This is a genomic window from Morganella sp. Je.2.23 (assembly GCF_051129855.1).
GTDB lineage: Bacteria > Pseudomonadota > Gammaproteobacteria > Enterobacterales > Enterobacteriaceae > Morganella > Morganella sibonii.
Genome location: NZ_JBCPSQ010000005.1, coordinates 1 through 21152 on the forward strand (window position 1 = coordinate 1; position 21152 = coordinate 21152).

Below are 21152 nucleotides of genomic sequence, written 5' to 3' on the forward strand. Positions count from 1 at the left end.
CCGCGACGCTGAAAGGCTCCAAATCCGGCAATGCACCGCTGACCGTTATTGTTAACGGCACCGGACTGTCAGTTGCACCGGTAACGGTGGTTCTGACGCCGGACAGCGCAAATCCGGATAAAGATAAATCTGTCCTGGAAGCAGCACCGCTGACTATCGTGGCAAACGACAGCACGACGTCAACGCTGAAACTGACGCTGAAAGATGTCAACGGTAACCTCGTTTCCGGACAGACCGTACTGTTTAGTACCACGCTGGCCAACACGACGTTCGGAACAGTGAAGGATAATCAGGACGGCACCTATACCGCGACGCTGAAAGGGAAAACGGCCGGTGATGCAGTGATTAAAGTCACTGTGGGCGGTAATGCGCTGAATGTGGCTCCGGTTACGGTGAAACTGACGGCTGACAGTACGAACCTGGATAAGGACAAATCCGTACTGACAGCGGTTCCGCTGAGTATTGTGGCGGATAATGCGACGGAATCCGCGCTGACACTGACGCTGAAAGATGTCAACGGTAACCTGGTGTCCGGACAGACGGTACTGTTCAGTACCACGCTCGGCGGAACCACGTTCGGAACAGTGAAAGATAATCAGGATGGTACCTATACCGCGACCCTGAAAGGGAAAACGGCCGGTGATGCAGTGATTAAAGTCACTGTGGGCGGTAATGCGCTGGCAGTTGCACCGGTAACGGTCACCCTGACCCCGGACAGCAGTAAGCTGGATAAGGATAAATCCTCGCTGATCGCTGTACCGCTGACTATCGTGGCAAACAATACCACGGAGTCCGCGCTGACGCTGACCCTGAAAGACGTCAACGGCAACCTGGTTCCGGGACAAACGGTATTGTTCAGCACCAGTCTGGCCAACACGACGTTCAGTACGGTGAAAGATAATCAGGACGGAACCTATACCGCGACTCTGAAAGGAAAAACGGCCGGTAATGCGTTACTGAAAGTGACGGTAAACAGTGCTGAACTGGCTGTGACACCGGTGACAGTGAAACTGATCGGCGACCAGGATAACCTGGACAAAGATAAGTCGGCACTGACGGCAGATCCGCTGACTATCGTGGCAAACGACACCACGACGTCTGTGGTGAAACTGACGCTGAAAGATATCAACAATAACCCGGTGACCGGACAGACTGTATTATTCAGCACTGAACTGGCCAATACCACGTTCGGAACAGTGAAGGATAATCAGGACGGTACCTATACCGCGACCCTGAAAGGAAAAACGGCCGGGGCTGCAGTGATTAAAGTTACTGTGGGCGGTAATGCACTGGAGGTGGCACCGGTCACGGTGAAACTGACAGCGGACAGCAGTAAGCTGGATAAGGATAAATCTGTCCTGACTGCAACACCGCTGACTATCGTGGCGGATAATGCGACAGAATCCACGCTGACACTGACGCTGAAAGACGTTAACGACAACCCGGTTTCCGGACAGACCGTACTGTTCAGTACCGCCCTGGCCAACACCACCTTCGGAACAGTGAAGGACAATCAGGATGGTACGTATACCGCCACACTGAAAGGGAAAACCGCCGGTGATGCGTTACTGAAAGTCACCGTTAACGGCACTGTGCTGGCCGTTGCACCGGTCACGGTGAAACTGACGGCGGACAGCAGTAAGCTGGATAAGGATAAATCTGTCCTGACAGCCGATCCGCTGACTATCGTGGCAAACGACACCACGACGTCAACGCTGAAGCTGACGCTGAAAGACGTTAACGACAACCCGGTTTCCGGACAGACTGTGCTGTTCAGTACCACGCTGGCCAACACCACCTTCGGAGCAGTGAAGGATAATCAGGACGGTACCTATACCGCGACCCTGAAAGGGAAAACCGCCGGTGATGCGTTACTGAAAGTCACTGTTAACGGTACGGAACTGGCCGTTGCACCGGTAACGGTGAAACTGACGGCGGACAGCAGTAAGCTGGATAAGGACAAATCTGTCCTGACAGCCGATCCGCTGACTATCGTGGCAAACGACACCACAACGTCAGCACTGAAGCTGACACTGAAAGACGTTAACGGCAACCTGGTTTCCGGACAGACCGTGCTGTTCAGTACCACCCTGACCAATACCACCTTCGGAGCAGTGAAGGATAATCAGGACGGTACCTATACCGCCACACTGAAAGGGAAAACCGCCGGTGATGCGTTACTGAAAGTCACCGTTAACGGTACGGAACTGGCTGTTGCACCGGTCACGGTGAAACTGACGGCGGACAGCAGTAATCTGGACAAGGACAAATCTGTCCTGACAGCCGACCCGCTGACTATCGTGGCAAACAACACCGCGACTTCGGCGCTGAAGCTGACGCTGAAAGACGTTAACGGTAACCTGGTTTCCGGACAGACCGTGCTGTTCAGTACCACCCTGGCCAACACCACCTTTGGTGCGGTGACGGATCATGGCGATGGTACCTATACGGCGACACTGAAAGGGAAAACAGCCGGTGATGCTCCGCTGACAGTGACGGTTAACGGAACAGCACTGCCGGTTGCGGGTGTAACAGTCAGCCTGACAGGTGATGCCGCAACAGCGACTATCACGAGCGTGAAGCTTAACGGTGCGCTGACACGGAAGATTGCAAACGGTACAGATTCCTTTGAATTTATTGCCGAAGTCCGTGATGCGAACAGCAACCCGGTGAGTGGTGTAACCGTTAACTGGACCAGTACGGCCGGTACTTCAGCTAAATTATCTGCGACTTCACAGCAGACCGATGCAGCGGGTAACTCGACTGTCAAACTGACCAGTACCAAGACACCGGTCTATGACATTGTGATCAGTGCTGCACAGGGAAGCCAGACGGTTAAAGCGGATAAGGAAGTTTCCTTTGAAGAGCTGTTCTCAACGTCAGTGCTGGTGATTGACGCCGTTGCAGCCGGAGATAAGCCGGTTAACGGAGCACACGTTAAGATCTTCTCGGAAGATGGGACCGAATTACTGTACGAGACGACAACGGATGCAACCGGTAAGTTTAAGGTTGACCTTGTCGGCGGGAAGTATGCTGTTAAGATCACAGCGAATAATTACGACGACTATGATGACTTTATGGTCGTGAAGAGCGGTGCGGATACCAACTTTAAGTTTGCGTTATCTCCGGCGCTGGGAACTCAGTTCGGTCGTATTATTCTGCAGTGGAGTGAAAATCCGGCAGACCTGGATTCACACTTAATGGTTCCGCGTGTCGGCGGTGGTGCACGGTACCATGTGTACTTTAGTACTAAATCTCCGGCAGGTTCGGATGCATCACTGGATAAGGATGACCGTGCTGCTCCGGGTATCGAAACCATTACGATGACATCACCGCATCAGGGGACTTATACCTATTTTGTTAAAAACTACTCTGGTCCGGATACCAGGTTATCAACAGCGAAGGTACAGATTTTCCTGAATAAGGATTTAACCCTGAAGCCGGGTACGTCGAGAATGATGAGCTTTGATGCTCCTGCCGCGAATGTACCTGTAAAAGCACAATGGATTGTATTTGATATTGTGGTGGATGCTAATAATGAGGTAGAGGTAGTACCAAAAGGAACAGTATCATCAGTTGAGCCAACTTAATAAGAAAGGTTACTATTAATCAGTAACAATAATAAAAGCCACAGACAGAAATGTCTGTGGCTTCTTTATTTTGTGATAACGATATGATTATGGTTAATTATCTTGGTGGTTATTGATTTATATGAATAATATTCTGGTTTTGTCATCTGATTTAGTATTATTTTAAGGAATAAAGTTTTAATAATATGTTGTAAGTTCGTATTCTGTTTTGTGGCAAAGGTAATAAAAAATGCTTATTTTGTAACAGAGTGCTTCAAACGTAATCGCGAGAGGAGTGGGCGGGATATTTAGGATAAATCGCATTTATCGTGTAAAAACAGTCACTTCAATTTAACTTACTGATGTAATTAGTAAATTTGACTTATTATGCTATTTTTTAGATATGGATAAATTTTTATTGATAGGTTTAAGCTATTGTTAGTTTTGAATGGAGAGGTGAATAAAAATTTGCACACACCGCCATAAGTCATTTACTCTTTACATGAAAATAAAATAAATTATATAAAGAAGGTTATTAACGATAACGGGTAAATGGCGACAAAATGATCTGCGGGAGCGTCTTGTAATACCAATTCCCTCTGTGATAAAAAAGAAATACAGCTGACATATCAGTGACGATAATGTTTATTTGTGCACGGGATAGCAGAGAGCATTAATCTCTGCTGTTGTGATATTGTTATCAATAAAATAGTTAGCTACTTAATAAAATCAATACTGAAAATAGCATTTTTACTCTCATCCGGAGTGTAAATGTATTACTATTCTGATCTCTTAATCTGAGGGGAGGAGGTATCCGAAAACAGAAAAGGAAACGCAGTATATTGATTTATCTTTTCAGAGATTATCATTATTTCACATGGCATATAAAACAGAATACTGATTCGTATTGTTTTATTTATAAAAATAGCAGTCAGAGTGTAATGTAGTCGTCAGGAGGATTTGTGATTAAAAATATTCATCCTATTTCCAGTGTAATAGGGCAAGCTCTTAAAAATAAACGCCGGCAGCTCGGATTATCAGGGATTGAACTTTCAAGAATTTTAAGTATCAGTCAGCAACAGATTTCCCGTTACGAAAGAGGTGTGAATTGTTTTAACCTGGATATGCTTATGCGCTATTTTGCTGCACTTCAAATGACACCAAACGATGTTAATAATTTATTCTCTGTATTGGGCAGCTATTATCACCACAAGGTCGGTGAACACGAAGGACGGATAGAACAATCGTACTATAATGATTACGGAAAATGATTTAAACAATAACAAAGTATATTTATACAGAAATAATGAATAAAAACATTATGATGGGGATATCGTAAGTACTTATTGATAAGTTATTTTATCATCATTAACTCTGAACATCCGGGACCGGGACATATTTATGTTTGAGTCATATAACACGTTTAATATGAAAAAAATAAGATTGTATCTGCTGTTTTCTTTACCATTTATTTTTCCTGTTTCAGTCGCAGTATCATCTGCATCGAAGCCGGTTATCAAACAATCTGAGCCGGTGATATCGGAAACAATAGAGGGTATCGGTGCAGTTGTCGCCGTGTCTCCGGATGATCTGAGGAATCGTTTTTTATCCGGCAGACGGGGTATGCCGTTTCCGATGGATCTGACCATACTGCCTGAACCTGCCGGAAAATTACCGCCCGGCAGCCGGGCTCCGCACAGTGATGTGTTCAGCTCATTACCGGCAGTTCCGGTGCAGCGCGATGAATCCGGCGATCAGTTTTATTCTGATGAGGTTGCCGGTGCCTGGCAGGCTTTTTTTGATAACACAGAAAATGATGCACAGGCCGGATTTAACGGTGATCTGGAAAAAGACCTGAAAAATAATCAAAAAAATAACCTGTTAAATACCAGCAGTTACATGGTTATCTATGATGAAAAACCATAAGTTCGCTTTATGCAGTTCTGTTTATATTTATTTATTGTCACTTTAAGTCTGTACATCAGGAGGAATTATGATTTTTGATGATATGAAAACCGATTTGGCAAATATTATGAAGAAATTTGTTAAACGGGATTGTGATATTAAGTATCATTATGATGGCGATAATGTTGTTTTTTATATTGATGAAGATAATGGTGTGCATATCCAGATCAATATAAACTGTATCAGTGATGTGCCTGTATATCAGCAGGTATAATGATGCTGAGCAAATGAAAATACATTTTTATTTATATAGCCTCTGGCTTCTCTGGGGGAGTGTGCTGATAGTTATTCTCTCTTCCGGGAGAGAATTGTATTTTCATATGGGCATATATTTTTTTCTGCTCTTTGTATTATTTTCAATCACAACAGGAAGGCGTTTTTTTATGGCACTATTCAGTAAAGATGACAAAAAAGATAAAGCAGAACCCGTAAAAACGGAACAGGTAAAAGCTGAGCCGGTAAAAAACGAACCTGCCGGTAAGAGTATTACGATTGTAGGAAGCGGTTGTGAAATTACAGGGGATATTATGCCGGGTGGTAATATCGAAATATACGGAAAAGTAAAAGGAAATATCAACGCCGGTACTTTTAAGGTTTCTGTTATGGAAAAAGGTGTTATTGAAGGCGATGTGACTGCGGAGTATGTTTCAGTCAATGGTCTTATGATGGGCACCTGCTGCGCTAAAAATACAGAAATTTTACAAAAGGGCGAACTTAATGGTGTTTGCCGTGCTGAGACATTTTCTATTATTACCGGCGGGCGTTTTGTTGGTCAGTCCGAACCTTATAAGAGTAATAAAGTGACTCCTGACAGCGTTGTTGCCGGTAAAGAAAAGACAATAAATCAAAAGTAATCTTTACCCCGTCACACAGTTAACGGATAAAGGAAAATGAAAATATATTCACGGGTTCTGATTGCCATGCTTTTTGTCCCGTTACTTTGTTCTGCGGGAGCTCCACCGCAATATATGGAAATGCTGAGTATAAAAGCGGGGCAGGGAGAGACAAATGCCCAGTTTTTAATGGGAACACTGTATCTTACCGGGCGTTATGGTGTGGAAAAAGATGTTGAAAAAGGAAAATACTATTTGCTTATTGCGGCCGGAAAAGGTGATTCAGATGCAAAGCGCTTTCTGGCACTTCAGTATTATAATGAAAAAAACTACTTTTCATTTCTCCGTCTGTTTTCTGAGTATTGCGGAGAGGTTATCGGGAAGCATCCGGAGTAATAGTAAACGGATATTAAAAAGGCTTGTGTTGACTGCAAGCCTTTTTTGTTTATGAGCCGGCATTCAGGCTGGATTTTTTCTTGATTGAACGGAATGCACTCAGCTTTATATCACTGCATACCTTACCAAGTTTTATAGTCAGGCTGTTTCTCATATAAATCTTAATATCATTATCCATGATACTTTCATTTTCCCGCAGGAAATTAAATTCGTTCATTACTTCACTGTATTTACCGGATAATACACGGTAGTCACCGGCATTGGTTTTACGCAGCAGATACATATCATCAATACAGCTATTGCTGGTGGAGTTCTGTGCCGGAGCCGGGAGCAGTTTTGCCGGCTCTGCCGCAGGTTGTGCGGACTGAGACGGTACCTGCCGTGACGCGGTGGTACAGCCGGATAGTGTGGTCAGTAATCCCGAAATCAGAATTAATGTTTTAAAACGCATAATAACTCCTCTGGCGGGTATGTCTTTTATCTTATTTTAAAAACAGAGAGGGCTATACATTAAAGGATATTTGTAGTGTTTGTATATGAATAGAGTGTGACGAAATAAACATAATATCATGTTTGTGATTTTCGTTATTGGAGTGATAAATGTAGTGAGTGGCGTTATTTCCATTATTTAATGTGGTGTGACTCAGTATAGTAAACACTGTGCCGGGAAATGTCATTATATACACGTTACGGGAGTGATAATAAATATCATATTATAAACAGGCCGTCTCAGCGATAATATATAACCGGTATTTTTCTGCTGAGCAAATAAAAAAGTATTTGTTCCCGTGAATGCCGTTGTGTCGCGGAAGGAAACGCGCTTTTCCATAACGGAAAATCCCCTTTTACCATTCGTCAGTAGGGTAATAAAAAACAGATAGTTACAATCACACAGGTAATCCCGGATAAGGACGGTGTGATGCTTAAATATGTGATTTTCAGTTTCTGGATTGTGCTGATGTACCCGCTCGGGGTTGATCTGCATCTGACCGGTATTCCTCAGATTGCGGCAGATCTTAATGCGCCGGAGAGTGCGCTGCATATTGCTTTCTCCGTGTATCTTGCCGGAATGGCGGTGATGATGCTGATTGCCGGGTGGTGTGCTGATCATATCGGACGCAGGCCGGTGGCACTGGCCGGGGCCGTTATTTTTTGTCTGGCGTCGGTGGCTGCGGGAGCGGCAACCACAACCGGGTTTTTCTTCGGCGCCCGTTTTGCTCAGGGTGCCGGAGCCGGGTTCTGCTATGTAGTGACATTTGCCCTGTTACGTGATGTGCTTTCCGGTCCGGCAAGAACAAAAGTCCTTTCTGTGATGAATGGCATTACCTGTATTGCACCGGTGCTGGCCCCGGTTATCGGCTTTATTATTCTGCGGTACTTTCACTGGTCTGTGATGTTTTACTTTTCTGCGGGTTATGCCCTTGTGAGTATTCTCTTTTGCCTGTTCTTTATTAAGGAAACCCGGCCGGATAAACAGACAACAGAGATAATTCCGTCTGCCGGAAACAGACAGCAGGAAAGCTTTCTGAATGCTTTTTTTCTGACACGGCTGGCGGTTTCCTGTTTAGGTATGGCCGTGATCCTGACCTATGTGAATGTTTCACCGATTATTCTGATGGGGCAGATGCAATTCACCTCCGGTCAGTTTTCGGCGGCGATGGCGTTGCTCGCCGTGGTCAGCATGAGTGTCTCTTTTTCCATGCCGAAAATAATGTCCCTCTTCCGCACTGATTCCATTTTATATACTGCGCTGGGATTATTTCTGCTGAATGCGGTATTGCTGAGCCTGTTTCTGGCCGGTGCGGAATACACGCTGATACTGATGATCGTATTTGCCTTGTGTGGTGCCGGTTTTTCACTGATGTTTGGTATCATTATGAGTCAGGCGCTGTCTCCGTTTGCAAAGCGCGCCGGTGTGGCCAGCTCAGTGCTGGCTATTGCCCAGCTGAGTTTTGCTTCACTCTATATCCGGCTTATGGCGGCTGCGGAAACCGGTGCGGTGACGATGCTGCTGATTATTCTGCTGACAACCCCTGTGGCAGGTGCGATATTACTGAAACGATATCCTGTCAGCAGCGGAGAGCGCCGGTCGCTTTATGAATAACCCCCTGCACCGTCTTGATTTAAATCTGCTTATTATCCTCCAGTATCTGCTGGAAGAACGGAGTGTGAGCCGGGTTGCCGCGCGGCTTGCAGTGACCCCTTCCGCGGTCAGTAAAGCGCTGACCAAACTGCGCACCTGGTTTGATGATCCGCTGTTTATCCGGAGCCCGCAGGGGCTGGTTCCGACACCACTGATGCTGCGGCTGGAAAGTGTGCTGCCGGAATTTCTGCATACTGCGAAATCGGTGGCGGAGATCCGCGGCAGTGATAACCCGAAAGGAGTTCAGTTCAGGTTGCTGATGGAAGAGCCGCTGAACCTGATGATGTTGCATGATCTGGCAGTCGGTATTCTGCATCACTATCCGGAATCAGCAGTCAGCATCCGTGACTGGGATTATAACTCGCTCAGTGAGGTGATCGCGGGAGAGGCGGATATCGGACTGCTCGGGCGTGAGAGTTACCCGAAATCACGCGAAAGTATCAGTACTATTCCGGATATTGTTAATTTTGATCTGCTGTTTACGGACAGGCCGCTGGCATTTATCCGGCGCGGGCATCCGCTGCTCAGTGAAGCATGGACAGTCAGTAATCTGATCAAATATCCGCATATCAGTACTGAATATGCGAACCGTATTCCGTGGGCGCTGGATGATTTACTGCATGATCTTGGTCATTCCCGGCAGATCCGGCTCTCTTATTCTTCATTTGAACAATCTTTGCAGATGGCCGCGCATCCGGGACATGAACTGATCACTTGTGCGCCGGGCTACTGCCGTCACTATGTGACGAAATTTCAGCTGGATCTGGAATGCCGTCCGCTGCCGTTTGAGGAATCGTTTTACCGGCAGCTGGATATTCCGTTTCTGATGCTCTGGCATAAGCGTAATACACATAATCAGAAAACCCGCTGGCTGCGCGAACAGATCCGGCAGCGGGTAACGGCATTTACCGGGGAATAAAAAAAGGCATCCGCCCCCGGATGCCTTTGGGTACAACAACTGAACAGCGGACTATTCAGTGGTTCTGGTACTGGTGCGGATCAGGTAATCAAAGGCACTGAGTGACGCTTTGGCACCTTCACCTGCCGCGATAATAATTTGTTTGTACGGAACAGTGGTACAGTCACCGGCACCGAACACCCCTTTGATGCTGGTTTCGTTACGGGCATCAACCACAATCTCACCCATCGGGTTCAGATCCAGTGTTCCTTTCAGCCACTGTGTATTCGGCAGCAGGCCAATCTGAACGAAAATTCCCGCGAGTGTCAGATTGTGAATATCACCGGACACGCGATCTTTGTACTGTAATCCGGTGACTTTACTGCCGTCGCCGAGGACTTCGGTGGTTTGTGCATTCACAATGATGTCCACGTTTGCCAGGCTGCGTAATTTCTGCTGTAACACCGCATCAGCTTTCAGTTCCGGGGCAAACTCCAGCAGTGTGACATGTTCCACCACACCGGCCAGGTCGATAGCCGCTTCCGCGCCGGAGTTACCCCCGCCGATTACCGCGACAGATTTACCTTTGAACAGCGGGCCGTCACAGTGCGGACAATAAGTCACGCCTTTGGTGCGGTATTCCTGCTCACCCGGAACACCCATATTACGCCAGCGGGCACCGGTACTGATAATGACACTGCGTGCCTTCAGAGTGGCACCGGATGCTGTCTGTAACTGATGCAGACCGCCCGGTTCCGTGGCCGGGATCAGCGCTGTGATGCTCTGATTATCAATCACATCTGCGGTGTAATCTTCAACGTGTACTTTCAGTGCTGCCGCCAGTTTTGCGCCTTCTGTTTTTGGTACGGAGATATAGTTTTCAATATCCACGGTATCCAGCACCTGGCCGCCGAAACGTTCACCGATAAGCCCGGTACGTATCCCCTTACGGGCTGAATATACGGCTGCGGATGCCCCGGCAGGGCCGCTGCCGACAATCAGGACTTCATAAGGTGCCTGCTGATTCAGAGCGTCAGCCGCACGCTTACCGGCATTACTGTCCACTTTATTGACGATTTCCGCCAGTGTCATACGACCCTGACCGAACTCGTTACCGTTCAGGAAAACTGCCGGAACGCCCATGATATTGCGTTCGGTGATCTCATTCTGAAACAGGCCGCCGTCAATTGCGGTATGAGTGATATTCGGGTTGAGTACCGCCATCAGGTTCAGCGCCTGCACCACATCCGGGCAGTTATGGCAGGAGAGCGAATAATACGTCTCAAAGCGGAATTCGCCTTCCAGATTACGCACCTGATCCAGTAATTCCTGTGCTTCTTTCGACGGATGGCCGCCGACTTGTAACAGTGCTAACACCAGTGAGGTGAATTCATGACCCAGCGGGGAACCGGCAAAACGGATACCCTGAGTCTGTCCCGGATTTACAATCAGGAATGACGGCTTACGCGCGCCGGTGCTGTTATCTTCACGAACGGTAATTTTCGGCGATAACGCAGCGATTTCCTGTAATAATGTCCTGATTTCACCGGACTTAGCACTGTCGTCAAGGGTTGATACCAGTTCAACCGGACGGGTTAATTTTTCGAGATACGCTTTAAGCTGCGCTTTCATGGTGTTATCGAGGATAGTGTTATCGAGCATGATTATTCCCTTAAAAAATCGGGTGCAATGCACCCGATAACAGTAAATAAGAAAGAAGACGGAGAGGTGGCTTAGATTTTACCGACCAGGTCCAGTGACGGAGACAGAGTCGCTTCACCTTCTTTCCATTTGGCAGGGCAGACTTCACCCGGATGGCTGGCAACATACTGAGCCGCTTTCACTTTACGCAGCAGGTCAGATGCGTCACGGCCGATACCTTCAGCAGTAATTTCAATCGCCTGGATAATGCCCTGCGGGTCAACAACGAATGTACCGCGGTCAGCCAGACCTTCCAGTTCACGCATATTTTCGAAGTTACGGGTCAGTGCGCCGGTCGGGTCGCCGATCATGGCATATTTGATTTTGCCGATGGTTTCGGAGCTGCTGTGCCATGCTTTGTGTGTGAAATGGGTGTCAGTGGAGACAGAGTAAATGTCCACGCCCATTTTCTGGAATTCGTCGTAATGGTCAGCCAGGTCACCTAACTCAGTCGGGCAGACAAAGGTGAAGTCAGCAGGATAAAAGAAGAAAATGCTCCATTTGCCTTCGGTGTCTTTTTCGGTAACTTCAACGAATTCACCGTTTTTGAATGCCATGTTTGTGAAAGGTTTGATTGGGGTATTAATTAAAGACATATATGATTCCTCCTGTTTCGTTGAAAATAACAATACGGGAAGCGGCGCGGGGAGGCCAATGGCTTGCTGCTATCGATGTGATAGGTTTTACCTAAGAATGGATTTATTTTAATAGTTTACAGCGCCAAAAAGGCAGATATTGCGCACGGACAATAAGATCGCATTCCTGTTTGAAAATGCATTCAATCAGGGGGATGATTGTTAAGATATGTATGAATAAAGATGAACAAAAAATTAGTGGCGTGATGACGTTTCAGCTTTCATTTTAAGGTCGCTGTGTTTATTATGCCCTCTTCTTTTTTTGACGGCGTAACTGGTTTTGGGCATTGGCCATAAGTAGACCAATCTGCTTTAACAGTCTTTTTTCAGTTACGGTTCTATCTGCATGACCTCCGGGATAGAGTGAATAGCATAAATGACTGAGACAACCTCTCTGACACCACTTGTCACCCTGAAAGGGCTGAGCAAAAGCTTTGATGACAAGAACATAATTAATCATTTCGACCTCACAATTAATCATGGTGAGTTCGTCACCATTCTGGGTCCGTCCGGATGCGGTAAAACCACGGTTTTACGTCTGATCGCCGGGCTTGAGGATGCCGATGAAGGCACGATTATGCTCGGCAACCAGGATATCACCCATATCCCTGCCGAACAGCGCCATATCAATACCGTTTTCCAGAGCTACGCCCTGTTTCCGCATATGACGGTCTTTGAAAACGTGGCATTCGGGCTGCGTATGCAGAAAACCCCGGAAAATGAAATCACACAGCGCGTGGACGATGCCCTGAAAATGGTGCAGCTGGAAGATTTTGCCGGGCGCAAACCGGGTCATCTTTCCGGCGGGCAGCAGCAGCGCGTTGCCATTGCCCGTGCGGTGGTGAATAAACCGGAAGTTCTGTTACTGGATGAATCCCTCTCCGCGCTGGATTACAAGCTGCGCAAACAGATGCAGAGTGAACTGAAAGCTCTTCAGCGCAAGCTGGGGATCACGTTTGTATTTGTTACCCACGATCAGGAAGAGGCGCTGACCATGTCTGACCGCATTATTGTGATGCGCGACGGCAGAATTGAGCAGGACGGCACACCGCGTGAAATTTACGAGGAACCGAAAAACCTGTTTGTGGCGCAGTTTATCGGTGAGATTAATATCTTTGATGCGGATGTTCTGCACAGAATCGATGAGCACCGTATCCGCGCCAATGTTGAAGGTCACGAGTGTGATATTTACACCACACTGGATGTCAGGCCGGGGCAGAAAGTCCATGTGCTGCTGCGTCCGGAAGATCTGCGCGTTGAAGAGATCCACGATAATGAACCGATTGCCGGACTTATCGGTTATGTCCGCGAGCGTAACTATAAAGGAATGACGCTGGATTCCGAAGTGGAGATGGAAAACGGCAAGCGGGTGATGGTAAGCGAATTCTTTAATGAAGACGATCCGGATGTGGATCATTCACTGAATCAGAAAATTGCGGTCACGTGGGTCGAAAGCTGGGAGGTGGTGCTGGGCGATGAAAATGACGCGTAAACCATTCCAGACTATCGTGATCACGGGGATTGTCGCCTGGTTACTGCTGTTTGTTTTCCTGCCCAATCTGATGATCATCGGTACCAGCTTCCTGACACGCAATGACGCGAATCTGGTCGATATGGTCTTTACCTTCGACAACTACCGCCGGTTATTTGACCCGATGTATGCTGAGGTTATGCTGCATTCGCTCAACATGGCGGTCATTGCGACTATCTGCTGTCTGCTGATCGGTTACCCGTTTGCGGCATTTATTGCCCGGATGCCGCAGAAATATCGTCCGCTGATGTTATTCCTGCTGATAGTGCCGTTCTGGACCAACTCCCTTATCCGCATTTACGGGCTGAAAATTTTCCTCAGCACCCGCGGCTATATGAATGAGTTTCTGTTATGGACAGGGCTTATCGATAAGCCGTTTAAGCTGATGTACACCTCTGAAGCTGTGGTGTTCGGGCTTATCTATATTCTGCTGCCGTTTATGGTGATGCCGCTCTATTCCGCGATTGAAAAGCTTGATAAATCCTTACTGGAGGCGGCACGCGATTTGGGGGCGAACAAAGTTCAGACCTTCTTCCGTATCATTCTGCCGCTGACCATGCCGGGGATTATTGCCGGATGTCTGCTGGTGCTGCTGCCGGCGATGGGGCTGTTCTATGTGGCGGATCTGATGGGCGGGGCGAAAAATCTGCTGATTGGTAACGTGATAAAAAGTCAGTTCCTGAATATCCGTGACTGGCCGTTTGGTGCGGCAACCAGTATTTTCCTGACCGCAGCAATGGGGCTGCTGCTGTATGTCTATTACCGTGCGGCAAAAATGTTAAATAAGAAGGGTGAACTGGAATGATAGGACGCCTGTTACGCGGTGGTTTTATGACCATCATCTATGCTTATTTATACATCCCGATTGTCATCCTGATTGTGAACTCTTTTAACTCGTCCCGTTTCGGGATCAACTGGCAGGGGTTTACCACAAACTGGTACAGCACGCTGGTCAATAATGACAGCCTGTTACAGGCTGCCGGGCATTCACTGACGATGGCGATTCTGTCAGCCACATTTGCCACAGTTATCGGTTCGCTGACGGCGGTGGCATTGTACCGCTACCGGTTCAAAGGAAAACCCTTTGTCGGCGGTATGCTGTTTGTGGTGATGATGTCGCCGGATATCGTGATGGCCATTTCCCTGCTGGTACTGTTTATGATCCTCGGGGTATCGCTCGGTTTCTGGTCGCTGCTGTTCTCACACATTACCTTCTGTCTGCCGTTTGTTGTGGTGACGGTTTATTCACGACTGAAAGATTTTGACGTAAAAATGCTGGAGGCGGCACGTGACCTGGGCGCCGGGGAATTTACCATTCTGCGTAAAATTATCCTGCCGCTGGCCTTACCGGCGGTGATTGCAGGCTGGCTGCTGAGCTTTACGCTGTCGATGGATGATGTGGTGGTTTCCTCATTCGTTACCGGGCCCAGCTATGAGATTCTGCCGCTGAAAATCTACTCGATGGTAAAAGTCGGGGTTTCACCGGAAGTGAATGCACTGGCCACGATTTTAATGGCACTTTCGCTGCTTATGGTGATTATCAGCCAGCTTGTGCTGCGTGACCGCTCACACAAGCAGCAGTAACCTTTCTGTTACCGGCGCGGCCTTACAGCGGCCCGCCGGTTTATTTTGTGAATAATCCTGCATTGCGGCCGGATTTTCAATTCTGTTACCGTTTTATGACGTAATCGTTGCTTTACCCCCCGCTTTTCCGCTTTTATAATTGCCCTGCTTAATTAAAAAAGGGGGCGTTACCGCCTGTGATATTCACTGATTAACCCGGGTTGAGGGAAACACTGAAATGAAAAAGTGGTCCTTGCTGCTTGGTGCCGGAATTCTGGCAGCAGGCTTGAGTTCAGCATCTGCAGATGACAGTAAAACACTCTATTTCTATAACTGGACGGAATACGTTCCTCCGGGGTTATTAGAGCAGTTTACCAAAGAGACCGGAATCAAGGTGATTTACTCTACCTATGAATCCAATGAAAGCATGTACACCAAACTGAAGACCTACAAAGACGGGGCTTATGACCTGGTGGTGCCTTCAACCTATTTTGTCGCCAAAATGCGCCATGAAGGGATGTTACAGAAGATCGATAAATCAAAGCTGAGTCACTTTGATAACCTGGACCCGAATCTGCTGCACAAGCCGTTCGATCCGGAAAATGATTATTCGATCCCTTATATCTGGGGTGCAACCGCTATCGGTATCAATGGTGATGAAGTCGATCCGTCATCGGTAACCTCCTGGGCGGATCTGTGGAAACCGGACTATAAAAACAGTCTGCTGATGACCGATGATGCCCGTGAAGTGTTTCAGATTGCGCTGAGCAAACTGGGCTATTCAGCGAATACCACTAATCCGGCAGAAATTGAGCAGGCGTATAAAGAGCTGCAAAAACTGCGTCCGAATATTTTAGCCTTTAACTCCGATAACCCGGCCAATCCGTTTATGGAAGGGGAAGTGAATGTCGGGATGATCTGGAACGGCTCGGCCTATGTGGCGCGTCAGTCCGGCCTCAATATTGATGTTGTCTGGCCTGAAGAGGGCGGTATCTTCTGGATGGACAGCCTGGCCATCCCCGCCAATGCCAAAAATCCGGAAGGTGCGCATAAGCTGATTGATTTCCTGCTGCGTCCGGAAATCGCAGCGCAGGTTGCGCAGACTATCGGATATCCGACGCCGAATCTTGCGGCGAAAAAACAGCTTCCGGCTGAGATTGTCAATGACAAATCACTTTATCCGGATGAAGAAACTATCCGTAAAGGGCAGTGGCAGGATGATGTGGGGGACGCCAGTGTGCTTTATGAAAGCTACTATCAGAAGCTGAAAGCCGGCCGTTAATTTTACGTACCAATAAAAAGCACCTTCAGAGGTGCTTTTTTTATGCCTGCAATAAGGTGACATAACCCAAATGATTTCCCTGCGATAATATATAAGCAGGAGAATAAAAGTATTTTTAATTATTAAACAGGGTTTTAATCAATAAGTCATTTTACAAAATACCGGTAAGTGATGCCTGTCATTATACCTATTTAGTATTATAAATAACGATTGCTCTACATCAATTTATATTTAACTTATTGATATATATCTGAAATAATTTCAATTATTCTGACATAAGTAAAAGATTAAGTGAAAAAAAATAAAAAAAAAATTACAATTACAACAAGTAAGTTACAAATTACAAGGGGGATACTACAATATCCTGCTGGATATCTTTTTTTGTTGAGAATAAAAACTTATTATTAAAATGAAATTTTCATGATACAGCATGAAACACTTACTCACTGTTAATGTCAGATTTTAATGGTTTTTTGTCCGGGCAGCATAACTGATGTCTATCTAAAAATAATTAGATGATTATAATTACAAAAGTGGCCAGATGGTGTGTAAATGCGTAATTATAAATACTTGTGTTTACTGCCGGTTTTTCAATGAATTCATCCTGTGGATGGCAGGTTGGTTTGTTTATGGTCTTTTTTTCGTCACTCAGCTTTTTTTTTAGACAAATTAACGGTTAAAATGTGACCTCAATCACTAAATTGATGTAGATTGGTGAAAAATATTTTGTTACATGTGATCTATTTCACTTTTTATGTGGTTAGATCAAGGAATCGTGGTCAGAGGATGGATTAGTATATAATCAGACATCCTGATTTACATTTCCTCACTATTTTGACGGATGCTACGGATAGTATAAAAGGACAGGGAAAAAATTAATCATAAATAGACTAAGTAATTATACGAGAGATATTACTTATCTTTATGTGACTAGTTAATAACCCCTGTCTTATTTTGTTTAGGGAATTGTCTTAAATATTCAGAGTGATTTTAAATTTTGATATCGTAATAAAGATTCTCCCGTTTTTTTTGTGACGCTTAATCGTTAATTGGCTGAGCCGGTGAAGCTGATTGAGCATTTTCATTGGATTTCAGATAAATCTGTTTATTTTTCAGAGACAATGAAACTTCTTTGAATTGTGACATTGATATTAAACTAAATTTAAATGTTACGTCATGATTAAAGCAGTAGTATTCATAACTTTTAGTATTTCGCGAGAAGTACTTTGTTTTTATTCAAAAAATTAATATATAAAAATATAGCTTTTAAGTAATTTTACTTAATTGAATTCACGACTTATAGAGAAAATAGGTAGACATTATGGAAACTTCCGACTTTTATGCAGTCTTAGGCCACAGAATCCAATCAAGACGTAAAGAACTCGGGATTGTAACCGTTAAATTAGCGCAAAAACTGAATATCAGTCAGCAACAATTTAACCGTTATGAGCGCGGTGTCAGTAAAATCAGTCTCCATCATCTTATTGAATTATCTGAATTATTAGATGCGCCAATCGAATGGTTCCTCAGCGGTAAAGCTGAAGCATCAGAACATCCGCATGAACCGCATATTCAGATGCGTTCAAATCAGTTCAGGGCAGAGACTGTTTTACTGAACGGCAAACAATTTATTTAAATATCGATATTATTCCTGTTGTTATTGCTTTGATATAACAGATATTATCAGCTAAGTGCAGTAAGCCAGTCGTCTTTGTTATTATCCCGGTCAAAATCAGCGGAAAGTACATCCGGTGCTAATCCTAACTGTTTTTGATTTACCATCTTAAGAAGATATTGTTGGTAAAAGGCATGGTAGTTAACAATGTCTCCGCCAACCTGGCTTACTGATTTACGCATTTCTGTATCAGAATATTCTGGTTTTTTAATTAACTTATTTTCAATAGCAATTAATAACTTTATTTTTTCTTGAATATTGTTACCGGTATTATCGCTATCGATACCTTCTGATTGCATTCCAAGATAAACATCCTCCTTTTTATTGTAATTTTTTATAAGCCAGTCATGCAATCGTTTGGCTTTCCCGTCATCACTATTATGTATAATCTCCGGCTTTCCGGTTGTTACATCTGTTCTCATTGTTGTTATCCTGTTTTGTATCATTATAAGCAATCACCTGGAATAGATACGGAATTTACGGAAACAATACCGGCATTTATCTGCGATATTTTTTCATGTGCAAACGTTTCCGGTGTCAGATAAAGCAACTTTTTTCCGGTACGCAATATAATGTTGTGATTAAAGTGAAAAGAAACCGGAACAGCAATATCCGGATATTCAGCCATTACACTTTTAAGCGCTGCCGGAAGCATTAATTCACATTCGCACTCTGCGGAAAACTGTTCAACTAATTGGCGAATCAGCTTAAAACGTATTCCGGTATCATCAAAAAATGCAGATAACTCCGTTTCCAGGCCGGAAATGGCGCCGGCGAGGTTTTGATGAATAACCCATTTATATTCATTTATCACCCGCATCAGTTCAGGCATTGCCTGCGCCAGCCCTTGCTGAAAACCGGCATCAAATCCCGCTTTGCGATGTTGTTCTGCCCTGTCTTCAGCCTGTTTTATCAGGCGGGCAGCATGATGGTTTGCCTGCCGGGTCAAATTAGTGAGACGGCAGAGTGCGGAGATATGACGATGTTTGATCAGCACGCCGTGTCTGACGTGTGACAGCAGAGAATCAGGCAGTAAACGGCACATAATGTAATACCAGAGGTAAAAGGGAATCGGGCAGATGCGGCAGCCGTATATCTGCCTGCGGTAAAGTGGCATCTGTCATCAGCTGAAAGCGGGCCGCCAGTGCGGGAGAAAAACCGGATAATAATTGTGTCATGGCGATCAGGCCCGGCAGAACGGCCGGAATGTCCTGCAGTGTCTGTGCTTCCGGCCACGCGGGGAGTGACAAAACAGAACACAGAGACAGGAATGCCTGTTGCACCTGATCTGATTCAGTCTCACCGGGCAGATCATAAACGTGACGGATAAGACTACTCAGGTAGTGACAGACTGCCGGAAGTTGTATCCAGTGGCGCAGCAGCGGGATCGTCAGCGGGGAATAAAGATCAAAATCCCGTTCATGCGGCAGCCGGTAGTAATCCATGATGGCTGCATTCTGCATTCTGCGGTATGACGCCGATTGTGCTGCGGGAGGCAGTCCGGCAAATAAACGGCTGCTGTGCAGATAATCTGCCGGCTGGTACATCACCCTGGTAACAGCGCTCTGTATATCAAACCGGTTATTCATGATGTTTTACCTTCTGCCGCATCAGAAATGCCCGCAGTTGCGCGCGCCGGAAATAACCGGTGACTGCCAGCATTAAACCGGCGGGAAACAGCAGGAAAAAGGGTGACAGGCCTGTGCTTTCCGGTTGCAGCGGAAGGGATATCACCGGTTTTCTCGGATACAGGATCACCGAAACAGTTTCATCAGTCAGTCCGTTAAAGGCATTCATCACAAAGAGCTGAATATCCCGGGTGAACTGCACTTCATCCTCAATCCCTGAATGATAAATCAGTACTGAAGCCCGCGGAATTTCCGGCTGTTTTTTAGCACTGCCGGGCCCGGACAGCGGATAACTGAGATGAACACGGGCTTCGGTAACCGCATCAAATGACAGCAGCGATTGTTCCAGGCGTTGTTCAATAGCGGAAATCAGGCGGGCTTTTTCTGACTGCGGGGAGGCAATCAGTGAATCTGACGGAAATATACCTGCAATTTCGATTCGTTCATTACTGGGCAGATGGTATTCCTGCAAAATATGAATGGCATGACGACTCTGTTCTTCCGGCACTGAAATCGTAAACAGTCCTTTTCCCTGCGGGATCTTCACCGCCTGAATCTGGTGTTTGTGCAGTGCGGCCAGCACTTCATTAGACTGACGCTGATTCAGTGATGACAGAATGGTACCGTCATTACAGCCACCGAGCAGCAGTCCCATTCCTGCTATTATTAGTATAAACAATATATTGCGCATTACTGACCCTTAATCACCGTATCGGCGGCATTCAGGGTCAGATGCAGCATACGTGAATAAAAGCTGATCTCAGTATGCCATTTGGCCATCACCGCCTGGTTTTCCAGCATCATCATGACATCGCTGGTATCAGTGGCAGTTTTTTTTGAGGCCAGAGCCTGCGTTTTCCGGTGAAGATTTTTTCCTGCACTCTCCGGTAATACCAGGTTCCGGTTAGCGGACTGCTCCCGGCCGGCGAGATCGGCCAGTAACTCTGTCACACCGGTGATGTTTGAAACAGGTAAAATCTGATTAATTGATGACATCATAAAATCCTTTTTACGGAGAATGACAGGCGTGCAGCTGTCTGCATCCTGTCATTTTTACGCCATAAATCAGCGCATATTACCGATCGGTGTTGAGAGGTTTTCTTTGTGCTGGCGAATCATTGCCGAGAGGGCGGAGCACTTAATATTCAGTGATGATGAACAGGCTTGTAACATCGCCATATCATAAGCATTGGCGGTGTCTTTATTACCCGACTGCAAATTGTTCATCAGTTTGTTCAGTTCTACATTGTCTTCATGAATCGGTGACTTAAACTGCTCCGTCAGTGTGGAAAATGTAATTGCAACATTTTTTGGGGCAATATCCGGCATAAAT

Annotated in this window: 22 protein-coding genes; 13 read left to right on the top strand and 9 right to left on the bottom strand. The window is 46.0% G+C overall.

The genetic code is table 11. From position 1 onward, the window contains the following. The 6 genes from AAZR23_RS15340 to AAZR23_RS15365 form a co-directional block, all read left to right on the top strand. The coding region (locus AAZR23_RS15340) for an invasin domain 3-containing protein (RefSeq protein ID WP_434693566.1) at positions 1 to 3590 on the top strand (3590 nt) is incomplete at its 5' end. A gap of 941 nt (positions 3591 to 4531) precedes the next feature. Continuing rightward, the gene (locus AAZR23_RS15345) at positions 4532 to 4840 is read left to right on the top strand and encodes a helix-turn-helix domain-containing protein (RefSeq protein ID WP_052926723.1); all 309 of its coding nucleotides are present in this window, start codon (positions 4532 to 4534) and stop codon (positions 4838 to 4840) included. Between the two features lie 352 nt (positions 4841 to 5192). Beyond that, a complete protein-coding gene (locus AAZR23_RS15350) occupies positions 5193 to 5495 on the top strand; it encodes a hypothetical protein (protein WP_243846908.1) in 303 nt (100 codons plus the stop codon). A 67-nt stretch (positions 5496 to 5562) separates the two neighbouring features. Next, positions 5563 to 5748: a hypothetical protein gene (locus tag AAZR23_RS15355; RefSeq protein ID WP_052926722.1), complete on the top strand. Its 186-nt coding sequence runs from the start codon at positions 5563 to 5565 to the stop codon at positions 5746 to 5748. 169 nt (positions 5749 to 5917) lie between these two features. Further along, positions 5918 to 6388, top strand: coding sequence for a bactofilin family protein (locus tag AAZR23_RS15360; RefSeq protein WP_046895259.1), 471 nt, complete (start codon positions 5918 to 5920; stop codon positions 6386 to 6388). Between the two features lie 36 nt (positions 6389 to 6424). Next, positions 6425 to 6763, top strand: coding sequence for a sel1 repeat family protein (locus tag AAZR23_RS15365; protein WP_218426835.1), 339 nt, complete (start codon positions 6425 to 6427; stop codon positions 6761 to 6763). A gap of 49 nt (positions 6764 to 6812) precedes the next feature. Here the strand turns inward: AAZR23_RS15365 and AAZR23_RS15370 are convergent, their stop codons facing one another. After that, on the bottom strand, positions 6813 to 7214 hold the full coding sequence (locus tag AAZR23_RS15370; RefSeq protein WP_434693572.1) for a hypothetical protein: 402 nt from the start codon (positions 7212 to 7214) through the stop codon (positions 6813 to 6815). Positions 7215 to 7682: 468 nt separating this feature from the next. Here AAZR23_RS15370 and AAZR23_RS15375 point away from each other — a divergent pair, with 468 nt between their 5' ends. After that, complete coding sequence (locus AAZR23_RS15375; protein ID WP_218426831.1) at positions 7683 to 8867, top strand: MdtL family multidrug efflux MFS transporter; 1185 nt, start codon at positions 7683 to 7685, stop codon at positions 8865 to 8867. Further along, on the top strand, positions 8860 to 9825 hold the full coding sequence (yidZ, locus tag AAZR23_RS15380) for an HTH-type transcriptional regulator YidZ (RefSeq protein WP_166708681.1): 966 nt from the start codon (positions 8860 to 8862) through the stop codon (positions 9823 to 9825). Before AAZR23_RS15375 ends, yidZ begins: the two co-directional genes overlap by 8 nt. Before the next feature lie 51 nt (positions 9826 to 9876). Here the strand turns inward: yidZ and ahpF are convergent, their stop codons facing one another. Both ahpF and ahpC read right to left on the bottom strand, forming a co-directional pair. Beyond that, positions 9877 to 11451 (bottom strand): alkyl hydroperoxide reductase subunit F, encoded by a 1575-nt coding sequence (gene ahpF / locus AAZR23_RS15385; protein WP_112550677.1) that lies wholly within the window; start codon positions 11449 to 11451, stop codon positions 9877 to 9879. An 86-nt stretch (positions 11452 to 11537) separates the two neighbouring features. After that, positions 11538 to 12101 (bottom strand): alkyl hydroperoxide reductase subunit C, encoded by a 564-nt coding sequence (ahpC, locus tag AAZR23_RS15390; protein ID WP_046895262.1) that lies wholly within the window; start codon positions 12099 to 12101, stop codon positions 11538 to 11540. 415 nt (positions 12102 to 12516) lie between these two features. Here ahpC and potA point away from each other — a divergent pair, with 415 nt between their 5' ends. The 5 genes from potA (at position 12517) to AAZR23_RS15415 (ending at position 18152) form a co-directional block, all read left to right on the top strand. Further along, on the top strand, positions 12517 to 13632 hold the full coding sequence (potA, locus tag AAZR23_RS15395; RefSeq protein ID WP_046895263.1) for a spermidine/putrescine ABC transporter ATP-binding protein PotA: 1116 nt from the start codon (positions 12517 to 12519) through the stop codon (positions 13630 to 13632). Then, a complete protein-coding gene (gene potB, locus AAZR23_RS15400) occupies positions 13616 to 14476 on the top strand; it encodes a spermidine/putrescine ABC transporter permease PotB (protein ID WP_434693578.1) in 861 nt (286 codons plus the stop codon). The genes potA and potB overlap by 17 nt, the downstream gene beginning before the upstream one ends. Beyond that, positions 14473 to 15255: a spermidine/putrescine ABC transporter permease PotC gene (gene potC / locus AAZR23_RS15405; RefSeq protein WP_046895265.1), complete on the top strand. Its 783-nt coding sequence runs from the start codon at positions 14473 to 14475 to the stop codon at positions 15253 to 15255. The genes potB and potC overlap by 4 nt, the downstream gene beginning before the upstream one ends. A gap of 217 nt (positions 15256 to 15472) precedes the next feature. After that, the gene (gene potD, locus AAZR23_RS15410; protein WP_046895266.1) at positions 15473 to 16516 is read left to right on the top strand and encodes a spermidine/putrescine ABC transporter substrate-binding protein PotD; all 1044 of its coding nucleotides are present in this window, start codon (positions 15473 to 15475) and stop codon (positions 16514 to 16516) included. A 1321-nt stretch (positions 16517 to 17837) separates the two neighbouring features. Then, the gene (locus AAZR23_RS15415) at positions 17838 to 18152 is read left to right on the top strand and encodes a helix-turn-helix domain-containing protein (protein ID WP_046895268.1); all 315 of its coding nucleotides are present in this window, start codon (positions 17838 to 17840) and stop codon (positions 18150 to 18152) included. A gap of 47 nt (positions 18153 to 18199) precedes the next feature. Here AAZR23_RS15415 and AAZR23_RS15420 read toward each other — a convergent pair whose 3' ends face one another. The 6 genes from AAZR23_RS15420 to AAZR23_RS15445 all read right to left on the bottom strand — a co-directional run bounded on the left by AAZR23_RS15420 (position 18200) and on the right by AAZR23_RS15445 (position 21148). Then, entirely contained in the window at positions 18200 to 18613 is a 414-nt protein-coding gene (locus AAZR23_RS15420; protein ID WP_434693583.1) for a hypothetical protein, read from the bottom strand. A 23-nt stretch (positions 18614 to 18636) separates the two neighbouring features. Further along, a complete protein-coding gene (locus AAZR23_RS15425; RefSeq protein WP_243846905.1) occupies positions 18637 to 19023 on the bottom strand; it encodes a hypothetical protein in 387 nt (128 codons plus the stop codon). Positions 19024 to 19216: 193 nt separating this feature from the next. Then, on the bottom strand, positions 19217 to 19780 hold the full coding sequence (locus AAZR23_RS15430; protein WP_166708676.1) for a hypothetical protein: 564 nt from the start codon (positions 19778 to 19780) through the stop codon (positions 19217 to 19219). Then, entirely contained in the window at positions 19773 to 20510 is a 738-nt protein-coding gene (gene sctJ / locus AAZR23_RS15435; protein WP_166708675.1) for a type III secretion system inner membrane ring lipoprotein SctJ, read from the bottom strand. The genes AAZR23_RS15430 and sctJ overlap by 8 nt, the downstream gene beginning before the upstream one ends. Beyond that, the gene (locus tag AAZR23_RS15440) at positions 20510 to 20818 is read right to left on the bottom strand and encodes a hypothetical protein (RefSeq protein WP_243846903.1); all 309 of its coding nucleotides are present in this window, start codon (positions 20816 to 20818) and stop codon (positions 20510 to 20512) included. The genes sctJ and AAZR23_RS15440 overlap by 1 nt, the downstream gene beginning before the upstream one ends. A 66-nt stretch (positions 20819 to 20884) precedes the next feature. Next, positions 20885 to 21148 (bottom strand): hypothetical protein, encoded by a 264-nt coding sequence (locus tag AAZR23_RS15445; protein WP_166708674.1) that lies wholly within the window; start codon positions 21146 to 21148, stop codon positions 20885 to 20887. Positions 21149 to 21152: the final 4 nt, after the last annotated feature.